Consider the following 25,636-nt stretch of genomic DNA (forward strand, 5'->3'; position numbering starts at 1 on the left):
TCCCACGCTACGAGGGGCCGCCGACATCGCCGGTGAGGCGAGCCGCGGAGCTCCGTCTTCCTGCACAACCGGGCTGGCGAACGTCGGGTGGCGGCGCGGTGATGCTCGGGGTCAGGCGGCCGGGGGCTCGGCGTTGACGCTGACCATCCAGTCGATGCCGTAGCGGTCGGTCAGCATGCCGAACTTGCCACCCCAGGGCGGAGTGTCCAGCGCCATCGTGATCTGGGCACCCTCAGCGAGCCCCTGCCACCAGCGCGTCAACCGGTCCTCGTCGTCACCGGAGAGCGAGACGGCGAATCCGCCGTGGTCGGCGTACTCCATGTGCGAGGGCGTATCCGAGGCCATGAGCGTGAACCCGTCCGGCGTCGTCAGCTGCGAGTGCATCACCTTCGCGCCGTCCTCCGGCGCGGTGCCCATGTCCGGGAACTGGTCGAAGGTCATCACGTCGAGCTGACCGCCGAAGACCGAGGAGTAGAACTCCATCGCCTCCCGAGCCTCGCTGCGGAAGTTCAGATAGGGGTTGAGAACGGACATGGCGGCTCCTCGATCCACGCGCCCCGATGACGCGACGATCACAGTGTCAGATCGACCGCGCTCCGCCGCAATACCCTCACAGCTCGATGCCGTGATCGTCATCGTGGATGCCCCGATTGCCGCCACGAGCGGACTCCACCGCGATGATCCAGCCGATCGAGACGATCACGGCGAGCGTCACGCCGAGCCAGACGTTCTCCAGGATCAGGCCGATGATCACGCCGAGGCCCAGCAGCACGATGCTGCCGAGCACCCACGTGAGCCGCCGCCGGCGACGAATCGGATCCATGACCACACGCTACCGGTGTCAGCGGGAACGATGGTCCTCCGGGTGCAGCCGCGCGGCGCGGCGTGGTTCGCGTGGTCCGGACGCGCGGATCAACCGAATCACTCGCTGACGCTGGCCGGCCCACGGACGCAGCAGGGCGAGCATCCCGGCGTCGTCGGTGCGACGTCCGGTGAGGGCGTAACCGACGGCATGGCTGAGGTGGTAGTCGCCCACGCTCACGGCGTCCGGGTCACCGAAGGTGCGCAGCCGCACTTCGGCGGAGGTCCAGGGCCCGATGCCGCGCTGCGCGAGAAGAAGGCGGTCCTGCTCCGCTCCGGTCGGTGCGGCGGCGATCGCGCGCAGGAGACGGTCGCCGCGCTGACTCACCTCGGCGATCACACGCGACTGCGCAGGCTCCACCCCGGCCCGGTGCCAGGCCCAGCTCGGGACGCTCCGCCAGAGGTCCATCGTGGGTGCCGCGCTCATCCGACGCGGGGTCGGACCGGGCGCGACGGTGCCGAAGCGCTGCACGAGGTAGCGCCATGCGCCGAACGCCTGCAGACCCGTGACCTTCTGCTCCAGGACGCAGCCGACGAGTTCGGCGGAGAGCTGGTCGCTCGCCCCGAGCCGCAGGCCGGGGTTGCGCCGGTGCCAGTCCCGGACGCGAGCGTCGGGTCCCGGGTCGAACGCCGACGGGTCATCATCGGCGCCGCAGAGCCGTGGCACGGCGGCGATGGCCCGTTGCGCTCCCGGACCCCACGCAGCGGCGACGATCTCGTCACCGCGGCGGCGCAGCGCGAGCGTCACGACTCCGTCCTCCGTCTGGAACGCGGACCAGATGACGCCTCCGACGCTGGCCAGCGTCGGGTCGGCCGGCCCGCGCCGACGGATCATCACGGTGCCCTCCAGGTCGAGCGGATGGCTCGGGCGGTACCGCGTCTCGAGGTCGGGGGCAGACCGGGAGCCACCGACGGACGCGCGACCGCGCGACGGCGAGGTGAGGGTCATGCCCCGAGCGTAAGTCGCACGGCGGACACGGACGAATCCGTCCGCGCGCGTCGGCCCATCGGTCGGCCGACGGTCAGGCTCAGAAGCGGTCCGGCGACGGCGTGCCCGTGCCGTACCGGATCACGACGTCGGCGTGCCGGTCGAAGCGGTAGCCGACACCGCGCACGGTGCGCACGATGTCCTCGTAGCGGCCGAGCTTGGCGCGCAGGCGACGGACGTGGACGTCGATGGTCCGCTCCCCCGGTGCCTCCTCGTCGGACTGCGCGCTCCACAGCGAGGACACGAGCTCGCCGCGGTCGATCGTGCGGCCCTCGCGCAGCACGAGGTACTGCAGCAGCTCGAACTCCTTGTAGGTGAAGTTCGCCGACTCCCCGTCGATCACGACGCGCTTGCGGGAGATGTCGACGATGACCCGCGTGACCACGTCCTCGTCCACCGGCTCGGGACGGGTGCGGGCGACGGCGCTCGGCTCGTGCAGCGCGAGGCGGACGACGTCGACATCGCGGCCGCCGGCGCCCTGCGGGGCCAGTGCGACGGTGGCGTAGGTCTCCGCCGTGGGGGCGAGCTCGGCGATGGTGCGGCGCAGCGCGTCCACGAGCGTGCCGAGGTTGACGCCGTCAGCGGCAGCCTTCGCCTCGTCGATTCCGACGTACAGGGCGAAACCGCGGGCGCTGGGTCCGGCGTTCGGCGTCGCGACCGGCGCGTGCTGCTCCGGTCGGGGCACGGCCTGGAGGTGCGTCGGGCGGGTGGTGGGAGCGGGAGCGAGAGCGAGGTTCGACATGATGATGTCCTTGAAAAGGGTGTCGCCGCGGAGGCGAAGATGATGTTGCGAAAGGAGCGGCCGGTCAGGCCCAGAGCGTCGGGGTCACAGCATCCGGGTGAGGACTGCGACCGCGAGACGCGGTTCCACGGCTATCGCGAGAGAATCGTCGCGACGCGCGAAAATGCGAATACGGCTGGATCAGCTGCACATTCGGCAACACGCACCAACGCGGCCGGCCATCATCATGCCGGCACTCCCGTTCGCCTCCCAGGCGGACAGAGAAAATGCGTTGGTGGTCATGCGCCGATTATGACGGCATGCGTCCGCGCGTGTCAAACCGAACGCGCGGCGTCCATGGCAGGCTGGCGGGGACGGACGGAGACCGGAATGAAGCTTGCCGAGGCACTGGCCCTGCGCGCCGACCTGCAGCGCCGCCTGGAGCAGTTGCGCGCTCGTATCGGAACCAACGCGCGGTACCAGGAGGGCGAGGAGCCCACCGAGAACGCCGAGGCCCTGCTCGGGGAGGCGGACGAGGTCCTGACCCGACTGGAAGGACTCATCGCGGCGATCAACCGGACGAACCTGTCGATCACGCTCGGCGAGCGGACGATGACCGACGCGCTCGCCCGCCGTGACGTGCTGCGCTGGCGGCACGCGCTGCTGACCTCCGCCGCCGACGCCGCAGCCGGACAGGGCGAGTTCCGACAGATGCGCTCCGAGCTGCGGCGCATCAGCGCCCTGCCGGTGCCGCGCCTGCGCGCGCAGGCCGACGAGGTCGCCCGCGAGCTGCGGGAGCTTGACGCTCGAATCCAGGAGGCCAACTGGACCAACGAACTGCGGGAGTGAAGCGGAGTCGGTACTCGAACACGGCGGGCGCACCCCGTGACCGGCGGGCAATCCGGTCTCCTGTCGGAGGAAGGGCACTCCACGATTCACATCGCAGCCCCGCATCCCGACATGTGACAGCGCACCGCGCATCGTCATCACCACGCGCCGAGTGTTCGAGGAGGGTGGGTCAGGGGAATCCGCGCGGGTCGGAAACGACCCCACCCCATTTCGTCGGCGTAGGCTGAGCCGATGGCAGATCTGGAGTTCGCTCGCGACGTTCCCGCGTCCCGTTGGACACTGCGCCGGGACGGGGAGCTGTTGAGCGTCCTGGACTACCGCGACGATGGCCGGACGGTCGCGATGACACGGGCCTACACGGTTCCGACGCATCGCGGACACGGCTTCGCCGCGCTCATCGTTGACCACGCCGTCAGCGAGCTCGAGCGCAGTGGCGACCGCACGGTCCAGCCGGTGTGCTGGTTCGTCGCGGACTGGTTCACCGCGCACCCGGACCGCGCCGTCCTCCTCGCGCAGGAGCGCCCACGGCCGAGCGCCGCCGCCGGCTGAATCGCGATGTCGCTCCGAGACGGGGCGACCAGGAGAAGAGGTGGCCGCCGAGCCCCCCGGCAGTGGCGACCACCTCACCATGCGCCGACGGAGCGGCCCCATGGGTGCAGCGTTTCCGCTGCGTGACTGCGGTCGCCCCCACGGCAACGGCAGTACGTCTTGTTCAGGTTGTCCGTCTCACGACGTCCCGCGCGCCCAAGGACCCGGAATACGGGCCTCAGCGGGGAGCGGTCAATCCATTATGCCTTGTCGGCCGCGACTGCGCACACTGCAAAGACCACGGACGTCATGAGTTCACTTTCGCCCGCTGACCGCGCATCAGGCGGGGCGATGAGCGTGGGCCGGCAGCGACGACTCGGACCGCGGCCACACCGCTCGGACCGCGAAGGCGAGCACCGGTATCAGAACCAGGGAGGCCGTCACGTCCGTGGGCTGATGCACGCCGAGGTACATGCGCGACCAGGCCGTCAGCAGCGCCAGGAACACCGCGACGGCGAGGGCGGTCACCACCGTGGCTCGCCGCGCGTGATGGTCCAGCAGCACGATGACGACGGCGAGGCCGAGGGCGGTTGCGAACGCCGTGTGCCCACTGGGATAGGAATAGGACTCCGGGTCGGGGACCAGACGATCCAGCAGCTGCGTGCTGTCCGGCCGCGGGCGCTGGACGATGTGCTTGACGATCTCGACCACCCCCCAGGGCACCCCGATCAGCACGATCGTGCGTACGCCATCCCACCAGGAACGCGCGACGAAGCTCATCACGGCGGCCGCGACCAGGGTCACGACGATCGCGCCATAGGGCCCGAATCCGAGATTGATCGTCAGGGCGATCGCATCACCGAGCGGCGTGTGACCGGCATCGAACGCCTGCAGCACGGTCAGCTCCGCGCCGCGAATGGCGTCAGAGCCGCGAATCCACAGCCCGAACAGGATGACCACGACGGAGGTCAGAATGGCCACGACGACCCAGATCACGGCGTGACGCAGCCGCCCGGACATCGGAATCGCCATTCCCGCAGACTGCCACGACGGGCACGGATGCCGCTACGGCGCGCCGCGCCTCAGACCAGGACGAGATGCCCCGGCGCGACCTCCACCATCGCCGATGCGTCCGTCGGCGGCAGATCCACCGGTGCGGCCACGCGCGTGCTCAGCTGCTCCAGGCGTCGGCGGGCGATCGCGGGATCCGGGACCAGCACGGCGTCCAGCAGCCGTCGAGTGTACGCGTGCTGCGGATCGCGGAAGAGGCTGTCCGTCGGTCCGATCTCGACCAGACGGCCGCGGTACAGAACGGCCGTGCGGGTCGCGATCTCGCGCACCACGGACAGGTCGTGCGAGATGAACAGGTAGGTCAGACCGCGCTCGTCCTGCAGCTCTCGGAGAAGGTCGACCACCTGCGCCTGGATCGACATGTCCAGCGCCGAAACCGGTTCATCGCAGACGATGAACTCCGGACGAACGGCGATGGCACGCGCGATGGCGATGCGCTGACGTTGGCCGCCGCTGAACGCGCGCGGCAGGTCATGCACCCGGTCGCCGGCGATGCCGACCCGCGCCAGCGCGTCCCGCGCAACGGCGTCCGGATCGGTGGCGTCCCTGAGGACGGTGACGGGCTCGGCCACCTGCTGCAACGCCGTGCGCACCGGGTTGAGCGAGGAGAACGGGTCCTGGTAGATCACCTGCATCCGGCGCTGGAACGGGCGCCGCTCTCGGGGACGGAGACCCGTGAGTTCCGTTCCGGCGTAGGTCACGCTCCCCGCACTCGGCGTTTCCAGCTGCAGGATGGCGCGGCCCAGGGTGGATTTGCCGGAGCCGGACTCCCCCACGACGCCGAGAGTCTCACCGGGCCGAACGTCGACGGTGACCTCGTCCAGGGCGCGCACGACGCGCTTGCCCCCGCGCTCGCGCACGGTGAACTCCTTCGTCAGCGCGTCCACGCGCACGAGCGGATCGGTCATGCGCGTCCTCCCTCGATCTCGGCCGCCGGAATCGCGGCGAGCAGCGTGCGCGTGTACTCCTGCTGCGGGTCGGCGAAGACGTCCGCCACCGCACCGGTCTCCACGACGCGCCCGTCCTTCATCACCGTGACGCGGTCACACAGGGCGGCGACGACGCCGAGGTCGTGCGTGACGATCACGACGGTGAGTCCGCGCTGGACCTGCAGGCGGTGCAGCAGGGCGAGGATCTGAGCCTGGATCGTGGCATCCAGAGCGGTGGTCGGCTCGTCCGCGACGAGGACCTCCGGCTCGGCCAGCAGAGCCATCGCGATCATGGCGCGCTGGCGCATGCCGCCGGAGAGCTGGTGCGGGTACTGCCGCATCACGCGTTCCGGATCCGGGATACCGACGTCCGTCAGAGCCGCGACTGCACGTGCCTGCGCCTCGCCACCCCGGACGTGCTGGAACCGGGCGATCACCTCGGTGAGGTGTCCGCCGATCCGGCGGAGCGGGTTGAACGAGGTGAGCGGGTCCTGGAACACCATCGCCAGCGGCAGGCGCTCCCGATCGAATCGCTCCGTGACGTCCGCGCCGTCGAAGATCACCTGGTGCCAGTCGCGCTTCGCACGGTCCGGCAGGATGCGCATCAGCGCGCGCAGCAGCATCGTCTTGCCGGAGCCGGACTCGCCGACGACGCCCATGACGGTGCCGCGCTCGACGGCGAGGTCCACGTCCCGCAGGATCGGGATCGGCTCACCCTTCGGCGGCACGATGTCGACATCGAGGCCCCGGACGGCCAGCATCGGCTCGCTCATCGCTCCCCCTCCCGCGTCACGACGGCGCGCAGGCCGTTGCCGACGACGTTCACGCAGAACACGGTCACCGCGATCAGCAGACCCGGCACGATCGCCAGCAGCGGCGCCTTCGCCAGCGAGCCCTGCGCGGTGTTCAGGAGCGATCCCCACGACGCCAGCGGCGCCTGGATGCCGAGGCCGAGGAAGCTCAGCGCGGACTCCGTCATCATCGCGCCGCTGACCGTCGCGGTCGCGACCACGATGATGGTCGGCACCACGGCCGGCAGCACGTGCCGCACGATGATCCGCACGCTGTTCTCACCGATGTACCCGGCGTAGCCGACGTAGGTCCGCTCGCGCGCGGACAGCGCCTCGGCGCGGACCAGCCGCGCGGTGGGCATCCAGCTCAGCACGCCGATGATCAGGATGATCGTGCCGAGACCGGGCTGCAGGAAGACACTCGCGACGATCACCAGGAGCATCCACGGCACCGCGGAGAGCAGGTCCACGAGGCGCATCAGCAGCTCGTCCACCCACCCGCCGAAGTAGCCCGCCGCAAGGCCCACCACGATACCGATGACGGTGGACGCGACCGCCGCGGTCAGGCCCACGAACAGCGAGATCCGGCCGCCGGCGAGGACGCGCGCGAGGTAGTCGCGGCCGAGGTCGTCGGTGCCGAGCGGGTGAGCCGCGGACGGCCCGGCCCAGCGCTGATCCATGTGCGAGGTGGAGCCGTCCAGCGGCAGCCAGAGCGCGAGCACGCACGCCAGCGCCACGACCGCCAGGACGACGAGCGCGACGACGGTGCCGCGGCGGTGCAGCAGGCGGGACAGCACCCCGTCACGGGCGCGAACGGTGGTGCTCATCGCGCCTCCCGGGTCAGTCGGATCCGCGGGTCCACCGCGACGTAGAGCAGGTCGGCGACGAGGTTGCCGAGCACGGTCAGGGTGGCCGCGATCAGCACCATCGCCAGTACGACGGGGTAGTCCAGCGCGGCGGAGGCCTGCAGGATGTACTGCCCGACCCCCGGCCAGCCGAAGATGCTCTCGGTGACGATCGCACCGGTCACCAGGGACGGGACCGCCAGGCCCAGCTGCGTGATCACCGGCAGCAGGATGTTCCGGCTGACGTGACGGGCGAGGATCTCGCCGCGCGAGGCGCCGAAGGCCCGCTGCACAAGGACGTAGTCGTCATCGAACTCACTGATGGTGGACGCGCGGACGTAGCGAGTGAGGTCCGGGAACAGCGCGACGACGAGGACCAGGAACGGCATCGCGAGGTGCGCGAGCAGATCGCCGACGTCCCCGTCCTTGCCGACCGAGTGCATGCCGAGGATCGGGAACAGCCGCGCCTGGTAGCCGAGCACGTAGATCACCAGCAGCGCGAACCAGAACGTCGGCGTGGCGATCGCGATCGAGCAGATGCCGTCCACGATCTTGTCCACGAGACCTCCGCGACGCGAACCCGCCCACAGCCCGAGCACGATCGCGAGGATGAAGGCGGTGAGGTACGCCGGCCCCATCAGGACCAGCGTGTTCGGAATGCGGGTGGCGAGGTCATCGGCGATGGAGTGCCGGCTGACCAGCGAGTAGCCGAAATCTCCCCGGACCGCGTTAGCCAACCACAGGCCGTACTGCACCCACGCCGGCTGATCCAGACCGAACCGCTGCCGCATCAGGTCCTTGGTCTCCTGCGACATCGACGGCGTGGTGACCGAGTCGACGACGTCGAAGGGGGCGAGGTGGATGAGCGCGAACACGATGATCGTGAGCACCAGCAGCATCGGCACCAGTTGCAGCAGTCGCCGCGTGACGAACGTCCCCACGGCCACCTCCTCTCGAGAAGTCTACGGATGCCCGAAGGGGGCGCCGATTCCTCGGCGCCCCCTTCGGTGCGGCCTCACTCGGCGGTGAGCTTCGCCCAGTTCTCGAACGTGTAGATCGGGACCAGGACGGCGTCCTTGATCCCGCCGATGCGGTTGTTGACCGCGACGATCTTCAGGTTGTCCGCGATCGGGTAGAAGACGGCGTCGTCGGCGATGGCGGCCTGGAGCTTGTCGTAGGTCGCCTTGCGTGCGGTCTCGTCCAGCTCCGCCACGCCCTCGTCGAACAGCTTGTCGACGGCGGGGTTGGAGTAGTCGAAGTAGTTCGCCGAGGCGCCCGTGCGGAACAGCGCGCTGTACGCGTCCGGGTCGTTGCCCATGATGTAGCCGCCGAGGAAGGCGTCGAACGGAGCGTCCTTGCCCTTCTCGATCTCGGTGTACAGCGCGTTCGGGTCGACGGCCTGCAGCTTGAGCGTGATCCCGGCCTTCGCGGCCTCCTCCTGCATCAGCGTCGCCTCGGTGGACTGCGCGGTGTCGTTGGACGCGTAGCCGACGGTGATGGTGGGCTTGGCGCCGGCGAGCAGTTCCTTGGCCTTGTCCACGTCGGTGTCGTACTTGTTGACGTCCTCGGTCGCGAACGGGTTGCTCGGCGGCAGGATCGTGTACGCCGGGGCGTAGTACTCGCTGCTCAGGAACGCACCGTCGGAGATCTGGGTGCGATCGAGAGCGTAGAACAGGGCCTGGCGGACCTTCACGTCGGTCAGCTTGGAGGCGATGAGGCCGAGGTAGGCGACGCGTCCCTCGGCGTACGGGTAGGTCGTGACGTCGGTGCCGTCGAACTCGGCGACCTGGGCGGAGGTGATGAAGCTCGCGTCGACCTCACCGGTCTGCAGCGCGGTCTTCACGGTGTCCGGATTGGCCACGATGCGCAGCGTGAGGTGAGGGATCTTCGGGGCGTCGCCGGCGTAGTTCGGGTTCGGTGAGAACGTCAGGTACTCGCCGCGCTTGTACTCGTCCAGCACGTACGGACCGGACCCGACCGCGGCCGGGTCCAGGGAGGTCTGCGAGAAATCGGTGACCTCACCGTAGACGTGCTTCGGGATGATGTAGGTCTCGGTGGCGATGTTGCTCAGGGCTGCCGCGCTGATCGAGGGCAGCGTGAACACGACGGTGGTCTCATCGGTCGCCGCGGCCGTGATCGGCTTGTCACCGACCCAGAGCAGGTCCGCGTTGCCGTTCTCCTTCTTCGCCTTCTCCGTGTACGTGAACACGACGTCATCCGCCGTCAGCGGCTTGCCATCGGACCACTTGAGGCCGGGCTTCAGCTTGACCGTCACAGACAGACCGTCCGCGGCGGGGGTGATGGATTCGGCGAGGTCGTTCACGACGGTGCCGTCGGCCTCGACTCGGGCCAGCGGCGAGTACAGGATGTTGGCGACCGTCAGCCCCCACCGATCGCTCACGTTGATGGGGTTCATCGACGTCGGGTCGGACGAGATCACGTAGGTGAACGCGCTGTCCCCGCCCTGGGCGGACGAGGTACCGGCATCGGTGCTCGCGCTGCCACTGCACGCACTGAGCGCGAGACCGGCGGCGGCGACCAGAGCGATGACGGGGGCGATACGGCGGGAACGCATGGGGGCTCCCTGGGGGGGTAGGGATGAATCGACCCTAGACCGGCCTCCGCGAGCGACGAAGTCGCGCGTCGTCATATGTCATCACCTGCGCGATCGCGCGCGGGGGCGGGTACCCTAGACCGGCCTCCGCGAGCGACGAATTCGCGAGTCGTCATATGTCATCACGTGCGCGATCGCGCGCGGGGGCGGGTCGTTCCGCGCTGGTTCGCGCCGGGCGAGGTCCGTCCGCTGACGCTCGGCGTCGTGCGCGGCGACCCCTCCGACTATGGTGAGCGGCATGCCGATGCTGCTGACCCTTCTGACCCTGGCGTTCCTCGCGGTGACACTGATCGACATCATCCGTCGCGACGACGCCGAGGTGAAGTACCTCCCGAAGCTCGTCTGGATCATCCTCGTGATCCTGATCCCGCTCGTCGGCGGCATCGTGTGGTGGGCGATCGGACGCGAGTACTCCCGGACGATGACGGTGCGCCTGCCGTACGCCGCACCGGCGTCGGCCCCGGCGGAGATTCCCGCCCGAGCCGCGGACGGCCGCAGCACGGAGGAGCAGATCGCGGACCTGGACCGCGAGATCGAGGAGTGGCGGCTGCGCGAGGAGATCGCCAAGCGCAAGCGCGAGCGCGGCGAGGCCTCGGACGCCGGCTGACGCGCGCGGCCGCCCCGTCACCGGCCGCGGGCGCCGTCCTCCTGCACGCGCTCGATGACGGTGCGGGCCGCGTCGCTCAGCTCGTCCTCGGCTGTGCGGACGGACCGCTCCCGATCGCCCTCGATGAGCACCAGGAGCCAGGTGAACCGGTCGACGCCGGCGGGCGCGGACGCCCTGTGAGCGGAATCGTCCGGCGCGGACGCGAAGCACGCGCTCAGCACCGGAGCCCACTGCGGCGCCTCCGCAGCGGGAACGGTGAGGCGCCAGCTGCGCGTCAGCCCCGCGATGCCGCCCGAGCGCGTCACGGTCAGAGTGAAGCGCTCCGCCTCAGACATCGAGGCCCACCCCGACCGCCCGCCACGCGGCACTGACCGCCACGGCTTCCTCCGAACCCGTCCCGTGCGCGGCGACCGCCGCGGTCACGGTCGCCGCGGCGAAGGCGGCGAAGTCCGCCGAGGCAGAGAGCCCGCCGGTGAGCGCGTCGTACCAGATCGATCCCGCGCGCTCCCAGGCCGGACCGCCCAGCGCCGTGGCGACCAGATAGAACGCGTGGTTCGGTATCCCGGAGTTCAGGTGCACGCCGCCGTTGTCCTCCGTCGTCGTGACGTAGTCGCGCATGCTCGCGGGCTGCGGGTCACGGCCGAGCTCCGGATCGTCGTACGCCGTTCCGGGCGCCTTCATCGACCGCAGGGCCACACCGTGGACCGCCGTCGTGAACAGTCCTGCGCCGATCAGCCAGGACGCCTGCGCGGCCGTCTGGCCGAGCGCGTGCTGCTCGGTGAGCGCGCCGAAGACGTCCGCGATCGACTCGTTCAGGGCGCCGGACTGACCCTGGTACACCAGCGCGGCGGTCCGTTCGATCACTCCGTGACTCATCTCGTGCCCGATCACGCTGAGCGAACCGGTGAACCCCTGGAAGACCTCACCGTCACCGTCGCCGAACACCACGCGCTCGCCGTTCCAGAACGCGTTGTCGTACGCGTGACCGTAGTGCACCGTCGCGTCCAGGGGCATCCCGGTGCCGTCGATGGAGTCCCGTCGGAACGCGTCCCAGTACAGGGCGTACGTCGCACCCAGTCCGTCGAAGGCCTGATTGACGGCGATGTCGGAAACGGGCGGGTCGTCCTCCCGCCGCACCGTCGTTCCCGGGAGCGTCTCGGTGCCGCGAGCGTCGGCCACCGTGCGCTCGGGTGCGGGAGTCGCCTCAGCCACCAGCCTGCCGCCGTCCACCGTGAACCGCAGCTCCGCCCGATGCGTGCGCGCCCGTGAATCCATCAGCAGCGTGCGGCGGGCGACCTCGGCCGCGGTCGGGAAACGCGGCTCGGCGGCGGCGATCCGCGTCAGAAGGTACGGCGGCACGATGGCGTGGCGAGCGGCGAGCGATTGCATGGGCCGAGCGTACGCCCGCGCGCGGACAGCCCGAAGGGGTCCGACCCGACTCGCGCCTCGATGTCCGTTCCCCGGCGTAGGTTCCGGCGAAAGCGAAGGAGACGACATGTCGATGAGACTCGAAGCCATCAACATCACCTGCCGGGATCACGTGCGCAGCGGTGCGCTGTGGGCCTCGATCCTCGGATTGGAGCCGGTGGACGTGGATCCGGACGACCCGGACGAATACCTGCTGTACCGCATTCCCGGTACCGACGTCGCTCTGGGGTTCCAGCCCCCGGATGACGGCGAGGTGGGTACCGATTTCGTCCCGCGCATCCACCTCGACGCCGCGGCCACGGTGGACAGCTCCCGCGACGACGAGGTGGCTGCGCTGCTGGCGAAGGGGCTGCGCGTGGTGGCGGATCGCCGCGAGCCGGACGGAACCGGGTGGGTCACCATGGCCGACGATGACGGCACCGAGGTATGCGTCTGCCGGCCGATCGAGGTGCGCACCGCGACCTGATCGGGACTCAGCGGCGGGGACGGGTGAACCGCACGAGACCACCGCGGTCGACGGATTCGACGAGCCCCGCTGCCGTGAGGTCGGCGCGAACGTGGTCGGGCAGAGCCGGCAGCGCCGCCGTGGCTCGTGCGCCGGCGAAGCCGAGAAACAGGGAGAGCTCCGGCCCGCCCGCATCGCGCACGACCACCCGCGCGTACTCACCACCGGCCTGCCAACGCAGCTCGTCCAGATCCCGGAACCGCGTGAAGCGGTCGATGCCGAGCCCACTCACGCGTATGGCGGCGGGCTCCAGTGTGAGGGTGACCGGCCCGGACCGGCGCCGCACCGTGAGGTGCAGCATCCCCAGAAGCGGTGCGGCGAGAACGATCGCGACCAGGACCACGGCGAATCGCGGTCCGGCCGCCGTCACGAGGCGGTCGAACGCGATCAGCACAGCCACGGCGACCAGCCCGAGGCCGACAGCGGATGCCACGATCACGATCACCAGCGTCCGCATGCGCAGCACGAGCGCGATGACCGTCACGCGTACGGTGGCTCGCGTGCGCTCCCAGGCCGGCGGCGTCGGGAGCGCCGCCTCGGCGGCCGCACGCGTGCCCACGCTCACGCGTCCGAGGGCGGCGAGCGCGATCCACGCTCCGGCGGGCATCATGGCGAGCAGCACCATCACCACCAGGGCTCCGAGGGGCGCGGGCAGGCTCGCGGCCGAATCCCAGCCACCGAACCGCGTGCCCAGCACTCCCCCCGCGACGAGGGTGACGGCGAGGACCACGTGCACCACGGTCCCGCGCCGCACCGGCCGGATGCGACCGAGAGCGGCGAGGGCCGACCGGCCGATCAGCAGCCCGCCGATGAGGACGAGGACGAACGGGAGGAAGTCCATCCCGCGCCCGCTCAGGAAGAACGGCGTCGCGATCAGCAGGCAGGCGGTGCCCCAGATCCACGGGCGCCCCCATCGCAGTGCCGTGGACGAGGGGCGCGTGCTGGTCCCTGTCATACCTTGACCCTAGGGGGCCATCCGCTTCAGCCAGTCCGCGAGGAGCATCGCGGTCTCCTCCGGCCGATCGAGGTGCACGTTGTGGCCCGCGCCGTCCAGCACGACCGAGGTGGCGCGCGGATAGTGCTCCAGCAGGCGGGCGAGGTCGCGGTAGCCGACGACGTCGTCCTGACGGCCGGTCAGGAACAGTGACGGCGCGGTGAACGGTTCAGACGACGCCTCCTCCGGCACGGCGTGCAGCACGTAGGACGCGGCGATACGGTCCATCGTCGCGGTGTCGGCGGCGCGGAGCCCCGGGAGCACGTGCTCCCGGAACTGCGCCAGATTGTCCGCCGTCTGCTCCACCGCGACGGCGGCGTAGGCGTCCGCGAGATCGGCGTTCGCGGCGAGCAGGTCCGCATCCTGGACCAGCACCGTCTTGGCCGGGACGTCCCGGCGAGCGTGCACCGGCTCGATGACCGGGGCGATCAGCCCCAGTCCGAGAACGCGGTCGCGCGCGTCGTGCGCGATCCGCCGGGCGATCATGCCGCCGAAGGAGTTGCCGAGCACGGCGAACGGGGCGTCGCCGAGGCGCGACGCGATCTCCGCGGTGACCGCCGCCACGACGTCCTCGGCGCTGTCGGCGTCCGCACCCGGGGTGGCGCCGTGACCGGGCAGGTCGAGGTAGATCCGCCGCCAGCCGCCGACCGCGTCGATCACCGGGTCCAGCGGGAGCAGCAGCCGGTGGTCGACGCCGAACCCGTGGAGCAGGACGATCGGGGTGCCGGAGCCGCGTTCGATGACGTTCATTTCTCCATCGTGCCGGATACCTCGGACCTCGCGGCTCGATTCCGCCGACGGTCCCGGGCCGCGGTGGCGAACATCCACACGGCATAGATGAGCAGTGCCCCGACCACCACCGGAACGACGACCGCTCGGACGTCCCCGGTGACGAGGCTCGAGACCCATCCGACGTAGGGGATCGCGTACCAGAGCACGCCGCGCACCTGCACGCCGCGCACGGGTTCCGGGTCCGCGGTCGGGTTCGCGTCACCCTGCGTGATGAACAGAGGCTCTCCGGCCGAGGACTGCAGCCGTTGCGTGACGCGGTGCGTGACGACGGCGGCCTCACCGCTGTGCAGCTGGTAGGTGATCACGTCACCGGGGACGATCTCCGCGACCGGGGTGGGGCGGATCACGACGAGGGTGCCCGCCGGATAGTGCGGTTCCATCGATGAGGTCATCACCGTCAGCGCGACGGACCCGGTCACCGCCGGGACGACGATCGCCGCCGCGCCGACGCCGAGGATCGCCAGCAGCACCGCCCACACGACGCCCGTCAGGATGGCGCGCACCGCGCCGCGGACGGAGCCGGCTTCACCGCCCGCCGCGCCCGCGCGATCGCCCCCCGGGTCCCGACCGCGCAGTTCCCGGCGAGTCATCGGCGCCTCCGTCACCGTCGGCTTTCCCGTCGGCGCGAGAGCAGGGCGGTGACGCCGCTGACGATCGCGACCCCGCCGGCCAATGCCCAACCGAGCGGGACCGTGCCGCCGGTGACCGGCAGCGGACCGGGCGTGCTGGGCCCCGCGTCACAACCCGACCCCGGATCGAGATCCCCGTCGAACGCGAACGCGCTCGTGCGGAAGCCCATCGAGCCGAGTTCTCCGTCCTTCCCGGACTTCCGCCCCAGGTCGGCGGACACGACGAGCGTCGCATCCACCCGCGCCGTCTCGCCCGGTGACAGCGTGATCGTCGGGGTCAGCACGGCGCAACCGTTCTCGGCCAACTGCGCGATCGACACCGGCGTACCCGCCATGCCGTCGACCGTGACGGACAGGGTGGTGGCGGTCGCCAGCGCGCGGTCGTCCGACCATCCGTCAGCGGCCTGGATCTGCACGGTGATCGGCATCCCGGTGTCCGCCCGCAACCACACGGTGTCCGTCGCCCGATCTCCGGGCTCGACGCGGCCGAGGTCGTCGAAGAGTGATCCGACGACGGACGACGCGAAGTGCACGCCGTCCGTGGACACGAGGAGACGATCGACCGCCTCGGCCGGGGCGGCGGCGGGCAGCATCGCGAGTCCGGCGAGGATCACCAGGGCGATGCCCGGCCGGCGCCACGACAGGGAAGCGGCCATGTCAGCCCAGCCCCGTGACGGTCACCGGCGATAGGAAGGTGTCCCGGTGGAACTCGAAGGAGTACGCCACCGACCCGCCGAAGAGGATGCGCCCGGAGGTCGTGCCGTCATCCAGCCCCAGTAGCGCGCCGAACGGCACCGGGACCGTGGTCGCGTTCGGGCCCGCGGTCGCGAGGACTTCCCAGTCGGCACCGGCCCTCAGCACCTGCGCCGTCACCCCGTCCGGCGAGGTCGGCGACGCGAACGTGAAGGAGCTGTCGCCATCCAGGGAGTAGGTCCAGAACACCTGCTGGCGGCGCAACTCGAGGGCGACCGCTCCTGTGGTGGTGCAGTCGGTCGCCACCTGAGCGGCGGTTCCCGTGGTCGTGTTCAACCGCAGGCAGAGACCGTTCAGGGCGGAGACCAGTTGGTACCGGTCCGGGCTCGCCGAGATCCGCTGGACGTACCACTGCTGCGCCTTGTCCGTGGAACTGGCGCTCGCCAGGACCTCGGTGTTCGATGCGTTCAGCGCGAGCCGCGCGGTCGGGGCGTGCTGCGGGGAGACGGTGACAAGAGTCTGGTCGCCGCCGGAGACAGGGACGAGCTGCCAGCGCTGGTTGGACGCACTCCCGCAGGCGTACGAGATGACGTTCGCGCCGACCCCGCCGGACTGGGTGACGTCCAGGCACGATGTGGGCGCGCCGCCGGAGCGCACCGTGAACCAGGCGGTCGTGGGCGTGTCGACGTATCCGGAGGCGAGGGGATAGATCGCGGCCGTGGCCTGGGTGTTGACGGCCTCGGCGGCGCTCACGCTCCATCCGCCCGCGCTGAGGGTCGCGGACAGCTTCGGCGTCGCGGACTGCGTGCCGGTTGCGGTCGCGATGGCCGGGCGATCCACGACGGCGGTGCGCACGCAGTAGACCACGCTGGCGCCCGCTGCGAGCGTGGCGCCGGAGGCGACCGTCGTCGACCCCCAGGAACCGGACACGGCCGAGGAGGGCACGGCCGTGGCCGCGGTGCACGCGGCCGTGGAGGCGACCGGCCAGACGCGGATCGGCAGTTTCGTCGCCCAGGCCTCCGGTGCCGCGATGGACACGTTCACGGTCCCGTCAACGGCGCCGGTGTTGTTGACCGTGAAGGACCCGGTGCTGGTCAACCGCGTGAGCGTGTTGATGTACGTCGTGGACAGCCCCGCGAAGCCGGACTGGGTGATCGTCACGGGCGATGTCGTGACGGTGCCGGTGGCGGTCGCCGTGGCGGTCCACACCGCCCAGGCGGCGCCGCCACCGAGCAGGACGGAGCCGATGAGCGCGCCGATCGTCATGGCGATCAGGGCGCGGCGGGACAGGGAGCGGATCGTCATCTCAACCGCCCACCTGGGTGCCGTCCAGGGTGAGAGTGAACGAGACCCCCTGACCGCTCTGCCCGACCGGCGTGGACGGCAGCAGCACCAGCTCCAGGCAATAGGTGCGCGTCGCTCCGGCCGCGATCGTCTCCAGCGGAGCGACGGCATAACCGGACAGCGCGCCCAGCGCGCCGCTCAGACCCGTCGTGCAGGCGCTGCCGGACGGGACCGGCGTGAGGCGCGCCCGCGTGTTCGCCGCGATCGCGGTCGCGGAGGTCACGATCGCGCGCGCGGAGACCTGCAGCGGCACATCGTCGGTGTTGGACACCGTGAAGGACTTCGCACGCGGGGTCGCCGGCGTGAGGTCCCAGGTACCGAGGCCCGCACTGGCGGCGCCGTTCACCTGCAGGTCCGCGCGTCCGGCGGTGATGGTGGCGCCGGGCACGGTCGCCCGATCGCTCAGGAGCGCGTAGGTGCCCCCGGCGGCGGAGAGCCCGAGGACCGTGCCACCGCCGAGCACCAGGGTCGTCAGCACCAGCGCGGACAGTCGCGAGCGCACGCGGGCGCGACGGCGCGGCCGACACCCCGTCGTGGATGCGTTCATCCGCACGGCTCCTTCTCGATGGTGACGCGCCGCCGCGGGCCGGGGCAGCCCGCGGCGGACGGGGCTCAGGGAGTGGTGCCGTCGACCTGGGTGACGGAGACGGCGAACTGGGAGAGGTTCACGGCGCCCAGCTTGGCGGCGTTGTCCGCGGGAGCGGAGGCGACATCGCCGAGCGGCCAGGTCAGGGTCACCGAGATCGTGACCGGGTAGGTCCCGGACGTGTTGCTCTTGTGCTGGATCGTCGCCGTGTCACCGGTCACACCGTCGATCGTGTAGGTCGCACCCTGGACCAGAAGCTCGGCCAGCTTGGCGTCGGCGGGGTTCGCGGCGGTGGCCGCGGTGACCGCGCCCGGCGTCACCTGAGCGCGGAACGCGAGGTTCTGCCCCTGGGCGGTCACCGTGTACGCGCCGGTGTAGATCAGCTGATCTCCGGGAACGATCCGCACCGCGTTGATGTCGGCGACGGCCGTCGCCGAACCGGAGGTGTGCTTGATCTGCCAGGCGGGCGCGGTCGTCTGCGACAGCGCGAGGTTTCCGGCGGTGATGACGCTGGCGGAGCCGACGTTCACCGTGTCATTCCAGAGGGCGAACGTGCCACCCGTTCCGAGCAGCAGCGCCACGGCGGCGCCGGCGGCGATGGCACCCTTGGTGACCTTCTTCATGAATTGTTCCTGTCTGTGCGAAGGCAGGCGGAAGGGCGCGACGACGCTCGTCGTCGAGTGGCCCCCCAGCCGGTTGCGGATCAGCCTCAGCACAATGAAAGAATTCTCATGAGGAGGCTCCGTGGAGCTTACACAGACTTCGCGTGCAACATGCAGGACCCGTGTCGGTAACAGACAGGTGTCGCCGAACAGGCGCTCCCGGCGAGCAGTTCCTCACCGGGAGCGCCGCGGACTCAGCTCAGCGAGCGCTCCGGACCGGCGTACCGGAGCATCTCGTCGGCGGTCAGACGGGAGCGACCGTGGGCGCCGTGCACGGTGTTGAATCGGCCGCCGATCTCCACATCCCCGGACGCCGAGATGTCGCCGACCAGCCACGGGGTCCATCCGGCCTGGTCGATGATCGGCGCGACCCGGTCGTAGGAGGCCTGCGAGTCGGCCACCATCGGCAGCACGGCGCGCGGTTCGGCGTCCGCGCTCTCGTTGATGAACGCGGTCGCGAGGCTCGAGAACGCCTTCACGTGGCCCGCTCCGGCCGGCAGCAGCGTGTGCACGAACTGTCCGGCCGAGCCCTCGGCGGGACGACGCATGACGATGCCGGTCGGCGTGACATCGAGCGGGTTGGAGATGTCGACGAGCACCTTGCCGACGAGCGCGTCGCCGAGCTCGCCGATGACCGCGCGCTGCGGCTGGTCCCACAGGGTCGCGAGCACGATGATATCGGACGCCGCGGCGGCCTCGGCCAGCGTCGCCGCGACGGCGACGGTGGCGTCCGCGGCCACGGTCGACACCGCGCGGGCGGCGGCCTCAGCCTTGGCGGCCTTGTGGTGGTAGAGCACGACGTCGATGCCGTGCGAGGCGAAGAGCTGGGCGATCGCGGTGCCCTGGCGTCCGGGTCCGATGATGGTGACAGTGGTCATGAGCGGCTCCTTCAGAGCGAGGTGAGGTACGGGTTGTCGGCGTTCTCGAGCACGAGCTTGCCGCGGCTGTGGCCGGCGTCCATGCGACGGTGCGCCTCGACGATCTCGGTGAAGGGCAGCACCTCCACCGGCAGCACGAGGGCGCCGGCATCAGCGGCGGCGACCAGCGCCGCCGCTCGCTCGGGCGACTGCCGCGACGAGATCAGGCGCAGTCCGTGGCTGGACATCGTCTCCGGGACGAGCGTGACGGCGATGCCTCCAGCGCGGGCGACCGCGGCGGCGATGTCACCGGCCTCGGTCGTGCCGGCGAGGTCCACGGAGGCGTCCACCGGGGCTCCACCGGTGGCCTCCTCGATGCGTTCGGCCAGGCCGGGTCCGTATGCGACGGGGCGCGCACCGAGCCGGCGCAGGTGATCGTGGTTCGCGGGCGATGCGGTGCCGATCACGGTGAGGCCGCGATCGACGGCGAGTTGGATGAGCGCGGTTCCGACACCTCCGGACGCACCGTGGATCAGCAGGATCGAACCGACCGGGAGATTCAGGTCGTCGAGCACCGTGAGCGCGGTCTGCCCCACACTGAGCAGTCCCCCCGCGGTGGCCCAATCGAGCGATTCCGGCTTGTGCACGAGGCGCTCGGCATCCACGACGATCAGATCAGCGCTGGCGCCCTGCACACCGGCGCCCATCACGGCGTCGCCGACGGCGAAGCGCGGGTCGCGAGAACGGATGACCGTGCCGGAGAACTCGCGGCCGAACACCAGCGGCGGACGACCGCCGAACCGGCCGGCGCGGATGCGCGCATCGACGGGGTTGGTTCCGGAGAAGCGGACGGCGACCTGCACCTGCCCGGGGGCCGGATCCGGAACCGGATGCTCTTCGATCTTGATCACCTCGGGGGGTCCGAACGAGCGCGCCACGGCGATACGAGCAGAGGTCATGTCAGTCCTTTCGACCGGTATCTGTAACTGCAGATATTTTGTTCAACGCGGCAGAAGAAACGCTATTCCCGATCCGCGGGAAGTTCCTGGCCCGGCTGCGACGTGACACCCTCGGCCGCAGCGAGTCGGCGCGCGAACGCCAGCACGACGGCCACCTCGTCCTCGCGCACGAGGGGCGCGAAGGACGCCTCGAGCTCCGCCAGGTGATGCGCCGTGGCGGCCGCGATCAGCTCCTCCCCCGCGGGCGTCAGGTAGACGTCCATCCGCCGCCCGTCACCGTCGACGGCTGTCCGTTCGATCAGCCCGCGCTCGGCCAACCGCGAGACCAGGTGCGTCGTGGAGCCGCTGGAGTACAGCAGACGCCGGGACAACTCGCCCGCCGGCATCCGCCCCTCACCCTCCGCAAGCGACAGGAGCGCCTCATACTGCGCGGTGGTGAGGTCGAACCGGCGCTTCAGCTCCGCGGTCAGGCGCAGCATCATGGCGCGCTGGCCGCGCAGCAGCCCGCGCCAGATCTCCATCCGGTCGTTCAGTTTTTCCATCTCACACCTCGGAATAGGAACCGTGTACCTGTAGTTACAGTAATTGATCCGCGATCGTCGCGGAAGAGAGAGAGCTTCACATGGAGCAGAGCACCGCATCCGAGGCCGCCGACCGCGCGAGCACTCGGCGCGTGGTGGTCATCGGCGGAACCGGACGCGTCGGCGAAGGCATCGTACGCGAGTGGCTGGCCGCCGGTGCCGAAGTGATCGTCCCGACCCGTTCGGCAGCCCGCGAAGCGGAGTTCCGCGACCTGCTCTCCGACGTCACCGGCCTCGACCGCCTGCACACCGTCGTCACCGACTATGCGGACTTCGCGTCCGCCGCGGCCACCGCCGCGCGCATCACGACCGACTTCGGAGACGTCACGGATGTCGTCGCCTCCGTGGGCGGCTGGTGGCAGGGTGCGCCACTGTGGGACACCGATCCCGAGGTCTGGCAGCGCTACTTCGTCGACCTCACCACCACCCACATCGCCAACGTGCGCGCCTGGCTCCCCCGCCTGCCCGAGTCCGGCAGCTACCAGCTGATCCTCGGCGGCAGCGCGAACACCGTCGTGCCCGGCGCCGGCGTGATCAACATGGAACAGGCCGCGCTCCTGATGATGAGTCGCACGCTCTCCGCCGAGGCCGGCGCGCAGCGTCGCCTGTTCACGCTCATCCTCGGTCCGGTGGCCACGCGCGGACGTCCGTGGGTCGACCCGACGTGGGTGTCCGGCAGCGACGTCGGCCGCGTCACCGTCGGCCACGCACTCAGCGACGCGCCTTCCGGTGAGGTCTCGGTGCGTTCGCACCAGGACGCCGATGACCGCCTCGCCCAGATCGGAGGAACCCGATGACCGGGCTCCCGGACAACCTGGCCGCGATCGCGGTCACCCCGGACCACCCCGACTACGCGCTGCGGCGCTCCAGCTACATGGCCGTCGGTTCGCCGACCGCCGTGCTGATGGCGCGTGATGACGCAGACGTCGCCGCGGCGCTCAGCCACGCCTCCCGCCTCCGGGCGGACGGGTCGACGGCACCGTTCTCGGTGCGCTCCGGCGGCCACGGCATCGCCGGCACGTCGACCAACTCCGGCGGCATCGTCCTGGACCTGTCCCGGATGAACCGGATCTCCCCCGCCGGATCGAATGTGCGCGTGCAGGCCGGCGCGACGTGGGGCGACGTCGCCGCGCACCTCGGTCCGCAGGACCAGACGATCACCAGCGGCAACTTCGGCGACACCGGCGTCGGCGGCCTCGCCACCGCGGGCGGCGTCGGCTACTTCGCCCGCTCGCAGGGCCTCACGCTGGACCGCGTCCGGGCCGCCACCCTGATCACCGCCGACGGCGTGATCCATCACGTGGATGCCGAGCACGAGCCCGACCTGTTCTGGGCACTCCGCGGCGGCGCGACGCAGGTCGGCGTCGTCACCGAAGTCGACCTGGAGCCGATGGACATGCACACGTCGGCGGGGGACGCGTCCATCATCTTCCAGCAGGTGCAGTTCCTCGTCCCGGACCTGTCGACCTTCACGCCCGCGTGGGCGGAGTGGATCGATTCCGCGCCCCGAGAGGCGGAGAGCTTCCTGATGCTCAATGCGGTGGGTGGCGGACGCTACGTCGTCCAGGCACGCAACGTCTGGGCCGGTGACGACGTGGAGGCGGCGACCCCCACGCTCGAGTCGGCATTGGAGCTCGCGCACGTGCTCGACACCAGCGCGCAGATCCAGCCCTACGCCTCCGTCGTGCCGTCGCCGAAGTGGCCGCACCAGGGGCAGCAGAGCGTGCACATGCGCGATGTGCTCGTCGAGCACGCGGATGCCGCGGTCGGCGCGGCGATGGCGGACGCCCTCGCCCACGACGCGACGCTCGTCGGCGAACTGCGCGCCCTGGGCGGTGCCGTCTCCGACGTCGCCCCCGATGCCACCGCGTGGGCCGGCCGGTCCCAGCGCGCGCTGGCCGGAATCTGGGCCCGCCCCGCCGGATACGAGGCCGAGGATGAGGCCTTCGCCGCGCTCCAGGAGCTCGGCACAGGAACCTACGCGGCATACTCCTCCGACACCCGCCCGTCGGCCGCCGCACTCGCCTGGCCGGGAGCCACCGGCGAGCGCCTGCGCGCCCTCGCCGCAGAGGTGGACCCGCACGGTCTCTTCGCCAGCGGCCACTCGCTGCGGGTCGCGGAACTCGCCGCCGTCTGATTCCCACACCGGAATGCCCCGGGGCCATCGTGCCCCGGGGCATTCCGCGTTCCCGGCCACGCCCCGTTCGGGGCTCGACTCCCGCCCCCTCACCACCCGGGTTCCTCAGGACCACCCCGGTTCCGCAGGCCCACCCGGAGGGCCTCGCCTCACTGTGACTCGGACCCCACCAACGAGACAGAGCCCGCGACCGGATCGGTCGCGGGCTCTGTGGGCGCCGCGCGCGTGGGGAGCGCGGCACGGACTGATCACTCGCCGAGAGTGATGGCCTCCGCCTCGAACTCCACGGACTCATGCACCGGGTGGTCGGCACGACGCAGAACACTGTGGAACACCATGATGATGATAGCGCCGACGACGGCCGTCCCGGCGGCGAAGAGGAACGGGACCCCGACACCGAACGCGGCCAGTGCGGTCCCGACGGGGGCGCCGATCGCGCCGCCGATGAACCGGACGCCCGAGTAGGCCGACGAGGCGACGGCGCGCGGCAGCGTGGAAGCCTCCATGACGGCCTCGGTGAGGACCGTGTTGATCGCGCCGATCTCGAAGCCGAGGAGCACGACGCAGACGATCAGCGCGGGCAGCGTGTCGGCGAACAGGCTCGCGGCGACGTGGGTGGCAGCGAAGATGAGCAGCGCGACGACGAGCGTCTGACGCGGCGAGAAGTGGCGAGCCAGGGCGGGAGCGATGACGACGCTCGTCAGCGCCAGGCCGAGACCGAAGCCGGTCATCACCAGGCCGATGCCGACCGCCGGCAGACCGAGCGGATACGGCACGTAGGCCAGCGTCACGAAGAAGGACGCGTTGTAGAAGAAGGCGACGATGCTGAGGATCAGGATCGACGGAATCGCCAGGGCACGGAAGGGCGCGGAGGCCGGGGACTTCTCGGCGGGCTTGCCCGCACCGCGGACGATCGTGATGATGGCGATGAATCCGACCGCCATCAGCGACGCGGTGCCCCAGAACGGCGCGGTCCAATCGACCTCGCCCAGCAGACCGCCGACCAGCGGTCCGACGGCGAGTCCGAGGCCGAGCGCGGTCTCGTACAGGATGACCGCGCCGGCGGCCGGTCCACCGCTGGCGGCGATGATCGACGCCAGCGCCGTGGACAGGAACAGGGCGTTGCCCAGTCCCCAGAAGGCGCGAGCCGTGATCAGCGCGGTGATGTCACCGGCGAACGCGCAGGCGACGGCGGAGAGCAGGATGACCGCGAGACCGATCAGCATCGTGGCGCGCGTTCCGATGCGCGAGGACAACCAACTCGTGAACAGCATCACGATCGCGGTGACGGCGAGGTAGCTGGTGAACAGCAGCGCGGTCTGCGACGGCGAAGCGTGCATGGCCTCGGAGATGCTCGGCAGGATCGGGCCGACGAGGCCGATGCCCATGAACGCGACCATCGACGCGAACGCCACGGCCCAGACCGCCGGCGGCTGGTCCCACAGGCGACGCTTGGCTGCCGGAGCAGCGATGGCGGTGGGAGCAGGTGGCGCAACGGTCATGGAGGTCCTTTCGGCGGGTAGTACACGGATACTCTACTCGTGAACTACTCGTAAATCAAATCCGCGTATACTCGACGCATGACCCTCACCGAGAGCCCGGACGATGACACCGTCGATCGCGTCCGCGCCCGCTGGGCGCAGACGCTGCCGGAGGTGGACACCTCCCCTCTCGAGGTCCTCGGCCGCATCGCCCGCATCGGTGCGCAGACCTCGCAGCTGATGGACCGGAGCCTGGCGACCAGCGGCGTCTCCCGCTCCGAGTTCGACGTGCTGTGCGCGCTGGCGCGCAGTGATCGTCCGCTGCGCGCCAGCGAGGTCACGGCTCAGACGATGCTCAGCGGAGCAGCGACCACGAAACTGACCGTGCGGCTCGAGAGCGCCGGGCTCCTCACGCGGGAGCGGCTGGAACGAGACGGACGGGTCGTGCTCCTGCAGCTGACCGAGGCGGGCCGGGAACTGGTCGCACGCGAGTTCCCGCGTGCCCTCGACGGCGACCGCCTGCTGCTGCGCGGCCTGACCCAGGATGAGCGGGACCAGCTCGCATCCCTGTTGAAGGTCATCTCCGGAAACGCCGACCGTGCTGACGTGAGCTGACCACGCGCACCCCGGCCGGCAGCCGCCGGTTTGCGCGTACGCTCTGCTCATGCGGGTGAATCGGGACCATCGGATCCTGGATCGGACGTTCTTCGTCAGTCTGATCCTGAAGGGGCTGAACGGTCTCGTGGAGCTCATCGCCGGGGGCGCCCTGCTGATCCTCAGTCCGTCGGACATCGACCGGCTCGCGCACCGACTCACCCAGCACCGGCTCGCCGTGGACCCGGACGATTTCATCGCCAACTGGCTGGTGCACTACACCGCCCATCTCGATGTCGGCACCACCGTCTTCGGAGCCGTGTACCTGCTCGTCCACGGGATCGTGAAGGTGTTCCTGGTGATCGCGGTGCTGCGCGACAAGCTCTGGGCCTACCCCTGGTTGATCGGCTTCCTGACGGTGTTCATCGGCTACCAGACCGTCGAGCTCTTCCTGCACTTCAGCTGGTTCCTGCTCGGACTCACCGCCTTCGACATCTTCATCGTCGTCCTCACGGTTCGGGAATACCGCCTGCACCGACGCCGCCGGGCGGAGCGCATCACAACCGCCACCTGACCCCTGTCGGCATCCC

Annotated in this window: 31 protein-coding genes; 8 read left to right on the top strand and 23 right to left on the bottom strand. The window is 70.5% G+C overall.

Annotated features, from left to right (window positions below; genetic code table 11):
* Positions 1-111: 111 nt before the first annotated feature.
* The 4 genes from BN1193_RS10965 to BN1193_RS10980 all read right to left on the bottom strand — a co-directional run bounded on the left by BN1193_RS10965 (position 112) and on the right by BN1193_RS10980 (position 2,591).
* Entirely contained in the window at positions 112-534 is a 423-nt protein-coding gene (locus BN1193_RS10965) for a VOC family protein (protein ID WP_040166377.1), read from the bottom strand.
* Positions 535-610: 76 nt separating this feature from the next.
* Positions 611-823 carry a hypothetical protein gene (locus BN1193_RS10970; protein WP_040166379.1) on the bottom strand — a complete coding sequence of 71 codons (213 nt, stop codon included), beginning with the start codon at positions 821-823 and terminating at the stop codon, positions 611-613.
* Between the two features lie 18 nt (positions 824-841).
* Positions 842-1,810, bottom strand: a complete 969-nt coding sequence (locus BN1193_RS10975) for a DNA-3-methyladenine glycosylase family protein (protein ID WP_040166380.1) — start codon at positions 1,808-1,810, stop codon at positions 842-844.
* Positions 1,811-1,889: 79 nt separating this feature from the next.
* On the bottom strand, positions 1,890-2,591 hold the full coding sequence (locus tag BN1193_RS10980; RefSeq protein WP_040166383.1) for a winged helix-turn-helix domain-containing protein: 702 nt from the start codon (positions 2,589-2,591) through the stop codon (positions 1,890-1,892).
* Positions 2,592-2,960: 369 nt separating this feature from the next.
* On the opposite strand from BN1193_RS10980, the gene BN1193_RS10985 reads away from it, so the two are divergent.
* Together BN1193_RS10985 and BN1193_RS10990 are read left to right on the top strand one after the other, a co-directional pair.
* Positions 2,961-3,419: a DIP1984 family protein gene (locus BN1193_RS10985; protein ID WP_040166386.1), complete on the top strand. Its 459-nt coding sequence runs from the start codon at positions 2,961-2,963 to the stop codon at positions 3,417-3,419.
* Between the two features lie 231 nt (positions 3,420-3,650).
* Positions 3,651-3,968, top strand: a complete 318-nt coding sequence (locus tag BN1193_RS10990) for a GNAT family N-acetyltransferase (RefSeq protein WP_040166387.1) — start codon at positions 3,651-3,653, stop codon at positions 3,966-3,968.
* 318 nt (positions 3,969-4,286) lie between these two features.
* Here the strand turns inward: BN1193_RS10990 and BN1193_RS10995 are convergent, their stop codons facing one another.
* From BN1193_RS10995 to BN1193_RS11020, 6 genes are all read right to left on the bottom strand, one after another.
* On the bottom strand, positions 4,287-4,979 hold the full coding sequence (locus tag BN1193_RS10995) for a phosphatase PAP2 family protein (RefSeq protein ID WP_052460663.1): 693 nt from the start codon (positions 4,977-4,979) through the stop codon (positions 4,287-4,289).
* Between the two features lie 50 nt (positions 4,980-5,029).
* Positions 5,030-5,926, bottom strand: a complete 897-nt coding sequence (locus tag BN1193_RS11000; protein WP_040166388.1) for an ATP-binding cassette domain-containing protein — start codon at positions 5,924-5,926, stop codon at positions 5,030-5,032.
* Complete coding sequence (locus tag BN1193_RS11005; protein WP_040166390.1) at positions 5,923-6,720, bottom strand: ABC transporter ATP-binding protein; 798 nt, start codon at positions 6,718-6,720, stop codon at positions 5,923-5,925. The genes BN1193_RS11000 and BN1193_RS11005 overlap by 4 nt, the downstream gene beginning before the upstream one ends.
* Complete coding sequence (locus BN1193_RS11010) at positions 6,717-7,565, bottom strand: ABC transporter permease (protein ID WP_040166392.1); 849 nt, start codon at positions 7,563-7,565, stop codon at positions 6,717-6,719. Before BN1193_RS11010 ends, BN1193_RS11005 begins: the two co-directional genes overlap by 4 nt.
* Complete coding sequence (locus BN1193_RS11015; RefSeq protein WP_040166394.1) at positions 7,562-8,524, bottom strand: ABC transporter permease; 963 nt, start codon at positions 8,522-8,524, stop codon at positions 7,562-7,564. The genes BN1193_RS11010 and BN1193_RS11015 overlap by 4 nt, the downstream gene beginning before the upstream one ends.
* 74 nt (positions 8,525-8,598) lie before the next feature.
* The gene (locus BN1193_RS11020; RefSeq protein ID WP_040166395.1) at positions 8,599-10,158 is read right to left on the bottom strand and encodes an ABC transporter substrate-binding protein; all 1,560 of its coding nucleotides are present in this window, start codon (positions 10,156-10,158) and stop codon (positions 8,599-8,601) included.
* A gap of 277 nt (positions 10,159-10,435) precedes the next feature.
* Between BN1193_RS11020 and BN1193_RS11025 the strand changes: the two genes are divergently transcribed.
* Entirely contained in the window at positions 10,436-10,804 is a 369-nt protein-coding gene (locus BN1193_RS11025) for a PLD nuclease N-terminal domain-containing protein (RefSeq protein ID WP_040166885.1), read from the top strand.
* Between the two features lie 17 nt (positions 10,805-10,821).
* Here BN1193_RS11025 and BN1193_RS11030 read toward each other — a convergent pair whose 3' ends face one another.
* Together BN1193_RS11030 and BN1193_RS11035 are read right to left on the bottom strand one after the other, a co-directional pair.
* On the bottom strand, positions 10,822-11,139 hold the full coding sequence (locus BN1193_RS11030; protein WP_040166886.1) for a protealysin inhibitor emfourin: 318 nt from the start codon (positions 11,137-11,139) through the stop codon (positions 10,822-10,824).
* Positions 11,132-12,193, bottom strand: a complete 1,062-nt coding sequence (locus tag BN1193_RS11035; RefSeq protein ID WP_040166397.1) for a M4 family metallopeptidase — start codon at positions 12,191-12,193, stop codon at positions 11,132-11,134. The genes BN1193_RS11030 and BN1193_RS11035 overlap by 8 nt, the downstream gene beginning before the upstream one ends.
* A gap of 106 nt (positions 12,194-12,299) precedes the next feature.
* Here BN1193_RS11035 and BN1193_RS11040 point away from each other — a divergent pair, with 106 nt between their 5' ends.
* Positions 12,300-12,698, top strand: a complete 399-nt coding sequence (locus BN1193_RS11040) for a VOC family protein (RefSeq protein ID WP_040166399.1) — start codon at positions 12,300-12,302, stop codon at positions 12,696-12,698.
* A gap of 7 nt (positions 12,699-12,705) precedes the next feature.
* Here the strand turns inward: BN1193_RS11040 and BN1193_RS11045 are convergent, their stop codons facing one another.
* The 10 genes from BN1193_RS11045 to BN1193_RS11085 form a co-directional block, all read right to left on the bottom strand.
* Positions 12,706-13,692 (bottom strand): hypothetical protein, encoded by a 987-nt coding sequence (locus BN1193_RS11045; RefSeq protein ID WP_040166401.1) that lies wholly within the window; start codon positions 13,690-13,692, stop codon positions 12,706-12,708.
* Positions 13,693-13,701: 9 nt separating this feature from the next.
* The gene (locus tag BN1193_RS11050; protein WP_052460665.1) at positions 13,702-14,481 is read right to left on the bottom strand and encodes an alpha/beta fold hydrolase; all 780 of its coding nucleotides are present in this window, start codon (positions 14,479-14,481) and stop codon (positions 13,702-13,704) included.
* Positions 14,478-15,113 (bottom strand): signal peptidase I, encoded by a 636-nt coding sequence (locus tag BN1193_RS11055; protein ID WP_052460666.1) that lies wholly within the window; start codon positions 15,111-15,113, stop codon positions 14,478-14,480. Before BN1193_RS11055 ends, BN1193_RS11050 begins: the two co-directional genes overlap by 4 nt.
* 11 nt (positions 15,114-15,124) lie before the next feature.
* Positions 15,125-15,808 (bottom strand): hypothetical protein, encoded by a 684-nt coding sequence (locus BN1193_RS11060; RefSeq protein ID WP_040166402.1) that lies wholly within the window; start codon positions 15,806-15,808, stop codon positions 15,125-15,127.
* 1 nt (position 15,809) lies between these two features.
* Positions 15,810-17,150: an RICIN domain-containing protein gene (locus BN1193_RS11065; RefSeq protein WP_040166405.1), complete on the bottom strand. Its 1,341-nt coding sequence runs from the start codon at positions 17,148-17,150 to the stop codon at positions 15,810-15,812.
* 1 nt (position 17,151) lies between these two features.
* Positions 17,152-17,736, bottom strand: a complete 585-nt coding sequence (locus BN1193_RS17915; protein WP_052460667.1) for a SipW-dependent-type signal peptide-containing protein — start codon at positions 17,734-17,736, stop codon at positions 17,152-17,154.
* A 65-nt stretch (positions 17,737-17,801) separates the two neighbouring features.
* Entirely contained in the window at positions 17,802-18,398 is a 597-nt protein-coding gene (locus BN1193_RS11070) for an alternate-type signal peptide domain-containing protein (protein ID WP_040166408.1), read from the bottom strand.
* Between the two features lie 233 nt (positions 18,399-18,631).
* Complete coding sequence (locus BN1193_RS11075; RefSeq protein WP_040166410.1) at positions 18,632-19,315, bottom strand: NAD(P)-binding domain-containing protein; 684 nt, start codon at positions 19,313-19,315, stop codon at positions 18,632-18,634.
* An 11-nt stretch (positions 19,316-19,326) separates the two neighbouring features.
* Complete coding sequence (locus BN1193_RS11080; RefSeq protein ID WP_052460668.1) at positions 19,327-20,253, bottom strand: NADP-dependent oxidoreductase; 927 nt, start codon at positions 20,251-20,253, stop codon at positions 19,327-19,329.
* Positions 20,254-20,315: 62 nt separating this feature from the next.
* On the bottom strand, positions 20,316-20,795 hold the full coding sequence (locus BN1193_RS11085; protein ID WP_195907849.1) for a MarR family winged helix-turn-helix transcriptional regulator: 480 nt from the start codon (positions 20,793-20,795) through the stop codon (positions 20,316-20,318).
* Between the two features lie 80 nt (positions 20,796-20,875).
* Here BN1193_RS11085 and BN1193_RS11090 point away from each other — a divergent pair, with 80 nt between their 5' ends.
* Positions 20,876-21,631, top strand: coding sequence for an SDR family oxidoreductase (locus tag BN1193_RS11090; RefSeq protein ID WP_040166412.1), 756 nt, complete (start codon positions 20,876-20,878; stop codon positions 21,629-21,631).
* Complete coding sequence (locus BN1193_RS11095; RefSeq protein WP_052460670.1) at positions 21,628-22,971, top strand: FAD-binding oxidoreductase; 1,344 nt, start codon at positions 21,628-21,630, stop codon at positions 22,969-22,971. The genes BN1193_RS11090 and BN1193_RS11095 overlap by 4 nt, the downstream gene beginning before the upstream one ends.
* Positions 22,972-23,219: 248 nt before the next feature.
* Here BN1193_RS11095 and BN1193_RS11100 read toward each other — a convergent pair whose 3' ends face one another.
* Positions 23,220-24,473 (bottom strand): MFS transporter, encoded by a 1,254-nt coding sequence (locus BN1193_RS11100; RefSeq protein ID WP_052460671.1) that lies wholly within the window; start codon positions 24,471-24,473, stop codon positions 23,220-23,222.
* A gap of 78 nt (positions 24,474-24,551) precedes the next feature.
* Between BN1193_RS11100 and BN1193_RS11105 the strand changes: the two genes are divergently transcribed.
* Positions 24,552-25,067, top strand: coding sequence for a MarR family winged helix-turn-helix transcriptional regulator (locus BN1193_RS11105; protein ID WP_040166414.1), 516 nt, complete (start codon positions 24,552-24,554; stop codon positions 25,065-25,067).
* Between the two features lie 49 nt (positions 25,068-25,116).
* Positions 25,117-25,620 carry a DUF2127 domain-containing protein gene (locus tag BN1193_RS11110; RefSeq protein ID WP_040166417.1) on the top strand — a complete coding sequence of 168 codons (504 nt, stop codon included), beginning with the start codon at positions 25,117-25,119 and terminating at the stop codon, positions 25,618-25,620.
* Positions 25,621-25,636: the final 16 nt, after the last annotated feature.

Origin of the sequence: Microbacterium gorillae (genome assembly GCF_000826185.2) — a bacterium.
GTDB lineage: Bacteria > Actinomycetota > Actinomycetes > Actinomycetales > Microbacteriaceae > Microbacterium > Microbacterium gorillae.